Annotated in this window: 4 protein-coding genes; all 4 read left to right on the top strand. The window is 38.1% G+C overall.

The window, feature by feature from the left end; all coding sequences use genetic code 11:
* Window positions 1-94: 94 nt before the first annotated feature.
* The 4 genes from KIV41_RS08375 to KIV41_RS08350 all read left to right on the top strand — a co-directional run bounded on the left by KIV41_RS08375 (window position 95) and on the right by KIV41_RS08350 (window position 3,426).
* Window positions 95-505 carry a hypothetical protein gene (locus tag KIV41_RS08375; RefSeq protein ID WP_045386035.1) on the top strand — a complete coding sequence of 137 codons (411 nt, stop codon included), beginning with the start codon at window positions 95-97 and terminating at the stop codon, window positions 503-505.
* A gap of 145 nt (window positions 506-650) precedes the next feature.
* Entirely contained in the window at window positions 651-1,127 is a 477-nt protein-coding gene (locus tag KIV41_RS08370) for a GNAT family N-acetyltransferase (RefSeq protein ID WP_154204511.1), read from the top strand.
* 259 nt (window positions 1,128-1,386) lie between these two features.
* Window positions 1,387-1,872, top strand: coding sequence for a type VI secretion system amidase effector protein Tae4 (locus KIV41_RS08360; RefSeq protein WP_041061605.1), 486 nt, complete (start codon window positions 1,387-1,389; stop codon window positions 1,870-1,872).
* 498 nt (window positions 1,873-2,370) lie between these two features.
* Complete coding sequence (locus KIV41_RS08350; RefSeq protein WP_252040566.1) at window positions 2,371-3,426, top strand: hypothetical protein; 1,056 nt, start codon at window positions 2,371-2,373, stop codon at window positions 3,424-3,426.
* The last annotated feature ends 15 nt before the right edge of the window (window positions 3,427-3,441 follow it).

Here is a 3,441-nt window from a genome sequence, read left to right as displayed (position 1 = left end):
TTACTATGCGTTGGTTTTGGTGTTTAAGGTGTTATGCGGTGGCTTCGGTATTGCGTTGCTCACCCCTTAACAGGGCGTTATACGGCAGGGGTTTATGATTTACAAAAACGGAAAGAAACCAGTTGTTTTATTCGAAGAATTTGTAATTGAGTGGTTTGAATTAATCTCCAAAGGGCAGTGGGACATGGCATTCTCGAAGATTGATTTAGCTCCTTCTTTCGGAGAGGCTTTTACACCCGAGACATTTAGAAATGAAGTCGAAAATGATCATTTCTGTGAAGGTACGATTTTTAGGCAAGCACATCCTGATATTACCTATTCAAACCCTAAATTAATGCCTGGAAGTGGCCAACCAGAAATTTATGAAATTGAGTCATCTTTTAATTATTCATTTTTATATGATGTTCCGCTGAACAATGAGTTTAGCGATCTTACATCTGGTTGGGAGTTTATTGATGTTGGTGACTCTTACTTAGTAAGGTTAGACTTCCTTCACTTAATGTAGATACCGTATAACAAACAATTTAAGAGTGATTCACCACGCTTGGCATTTTCGGTTTGGGGTTAGTTCAGTGTTTATGGTGTCCACGTTGAGTGTGGTGGTAGCGTGGTTCACACCTTAATTGGGCGTTATACGATTAAGGAGAAAAATGAAGCCTGATTTACACGGAAGTAGGGTTGTATTGAGGTCAATTCAAATGGAAGATTCTGATGACTTGTTTGAAATTTATGGTGATGTTCAAACAATGGAATTTGCCTCAGATCCGGTTTTTCCATCGAAAGATTTGATATTCCAGATGCTAGAAAGCGTCGCCCAATTAGAAAAGTCGGGTGAATCGCTGGAATGGGCAGTTTTAGAGCAATCGACCAACAAAGTTATTGGAACTTGCGGTTTACATAGTTTTAGTGATTGTGGTCGTTCATGTGAGGTTGGATGCTTACTTAATTCAGCATATTGGCGACAAGGCTATATGTTGGAAGCTCTCAGTTTATTATTTTCTCACGCAAAATCTGTGGGCATTGAAAAATTGTATGCAGACATTGATGAAGGTAACTTTCGGTCTAAAGCTCTGTTTGAAAAATTAGGTTTCAAAGCCCAAAAAGGTCTCTTTCAGCGCTCGTTGTGAGAAATCGTATAACAAATTGTTCAAGAGTGATTCGGCACGTGTGGCATTTTTACTATGCGTTGGTTTTAGTGATTAAGGTGGTATGCGGCAGCTTCGGTATTGCGTGCCTCACACCTTAACAAGGCGTTATGTAACTTCAAGGCTCATCAGTTTCAACGCTTTGTTATCTCTACCGTAATGTGGCTTTCTCGTTTTTACATGCGTCTGGAACAGCTCTACATTGTCAGTCACAAGATTATTACTGTGGATTGAGGTTGAGATGAAATTACCAACATGGGAAAAACTACGTGCCAATTACCCAGCTTTACCTGCTAATGTGGTGTTTGAAAAGATCGGTGGTAAAGTGGGCTTAAACTATGAACTAGGTATATTTTCTAACGCTTGTGCTATAAGAGTTTCAAAAGCTCTTAACGGGAGCGGGGTAGAGCATAAAATTCCTCGCTATAACGCTATTGGACCGGAAGGTAAAATGAGTCTCCAAGTGTCTTCTGGACAAAATAAGTTTTGGTATATTTTCCGTGTAAAGATTCTTACGAAATATCTATCAGAAAAATACTTCAGCCCAGAGGTGTTGACCCCAGAAGAGCATTTGGAAAAAATTAAAGGGCGCAAAGGTATTATTATCTATCAAGTAAATGGGTGGAGTGATGCGACAGGGCACGCTGATTTGTGGGATGGAAAAAAATGTGTATATGAAGGGTATGCATCAGTTACGCATAAAGTTTTATTCTGGGAGTGCGCATGATAAGGGTAATTGCTTTTATTATTATACTTGTTTCATTACCTATAAGCGCCAGCTCTAATACACGAGTCCCTATTAACGGGCAGTTAATTCAATTTGCTAAAGCAAATTGCTTATATCAGTACTTTCAGCATAAAAACTATGACTTAAACGATATTAGAAATATATCTTCGGGTATAGTTCAGACGAGTTCTCTGGCACCAGAAACATTCGTTGAAGTATCTCGATTGGTGAAAAATTATGAGCCAGAGGTTAAGTATAAGAAGGATACTTCTCCTTTACTCGTGAAGTGTTTTACCTTGGATAGTGACCCTGTTTTTCTAAGAAAAATCAATTCGTTGACTCACGACGAATAAAGTTACATAACAAACTGTTTAAGAGTGATTCGCAACGCATGGCATTTTTACTATGCGTTGCGTTTAGTGTTTAAGGTGGTATGCGGCGGCTTTGGTATTGCGTTGCTCACACCTTAACAGGGCGTTATACCTCTATAGGATATTTATGAGTAGTATTGAATTTAAAAAGACTGATAAGAGCTTAACCATCATTGAAGATGATTCCATCGTAGTCGAGGTAGTAGAGAGAAGTGCTACGACTGAAGAGCTCGAATTTTATAGTGAAGATATCGATCAGCGGCTTTTACCTAAAATTCTTTCTTGCGAGGTTGATGATATCCCGAAGGGCTTACATTTCTATAATGAATATGTATGTGAGAGCTTTCAATTGGTGGATTTTATAGAGGTAAAACGTCACGTTGATTTTCTTGAAGTCGAATTCGCAGTCACTTTTCGTTGGGAGAACTGGGACAATCCGATTCTAGTTGGAGATTTTCTCGAACTTTATGCATCAGAAATCAAGGCATTAGGGCTTGAATCCAAAGCTATTGACCAACTACAGGATGGGTGGGCTGCTGTTAATGTCGTTATTCATATTAGCGCAGGAAGTATACAAAACCAAATAGATGCCATGATTGATAAATGTCAAATGGCTTATGAAACATTATTGATTAAAATTTCAAAAGAAAAAGCTCAAGATTCGATAGTTAAAATATTTGAATTTCCTAAAGGGTACGAAGTAGTATGTGCTCAGTATTTAATGTGGTTTGGCGAGTTACTAAATTCTTTAGATATTCAAGCAGATGTGACAACAGAGTGCAGAGCAGGTGAAACGTCTCTTATTATTGAACCTAAAGTGGCTGAATTGTTTTCGGATATTGAGAAATTACTATATCAATACCTATCGCTGCCATACTCAGAGCTCCTACCCGCCGATTTTATAAGCATGACTGCCCTAGAACGATCTAACTATCAGATTTTGGTTAATCAAGTAGAAAATTATAAACTTCAAATTCAAATGAAAGAGTCAGTTATTGAACTTAAGAATGCCACAATATCTCATTTGAATGGTGAACTATCGAATAAGACTAATGAACTTCTACTTCTAAAGAGCCTAAAAAATGATGAAGTTGAGATACTAGAGGGGGCAGTGAGTGTTGGAGAATTTAAATGGGGAGCTCTCAAAGTAAATGTTGGTAAGCTATTACGGTTTCTTAAGTAAAGGCATAACAAACTG

The sequence above is a fragment of the Vibrio sp. D401a genome (assembly GCF_030248515.1).
Taxonomy (GTDB): domain Bacteria; phylum Pseudomonadota; class Gammaproteobacteria; order Enterobacterales; family Vibrionaceae; genus Vibrio; species Vibrio rotiferianus.
This window is presented reverse-complemented; position numbering and strand designations above follow the sequence as displayed.

What these genes read in the sequence shown, in the direction of transcription:
- KIV41_RS08350 (WP_252040566.1), top strand. Translation starts at nt 2,371, where the DNA reads ATGAGTAGTATTGAATTTAAAAAGACTGATAAGAGCTTAACCATCATT.
- KIV41_RS08375 (WP_045386035.1), top strand. Translation starts at nt 95, where the DNA reads ATGATTTACAAAAACGGAAAGAAACCAGTTGTTTTATTCGAAGAATTT.
- KIV41_RS08360 (WP_041061605.1), top strand. Translation starts at nt 1,387, where the DNA reads ATGAAATTACCAACATGGGAAAAACTACGTGCCAATTACCCAGCTTTA.
- KIV41_RS08370 (WP_154204511.1), top strand. Translation starts at nt 651, where the DNA reads ATGAAGCCTGATTTACACGGAAGTAGGGTTGTATTGAGGTCAATTCAA.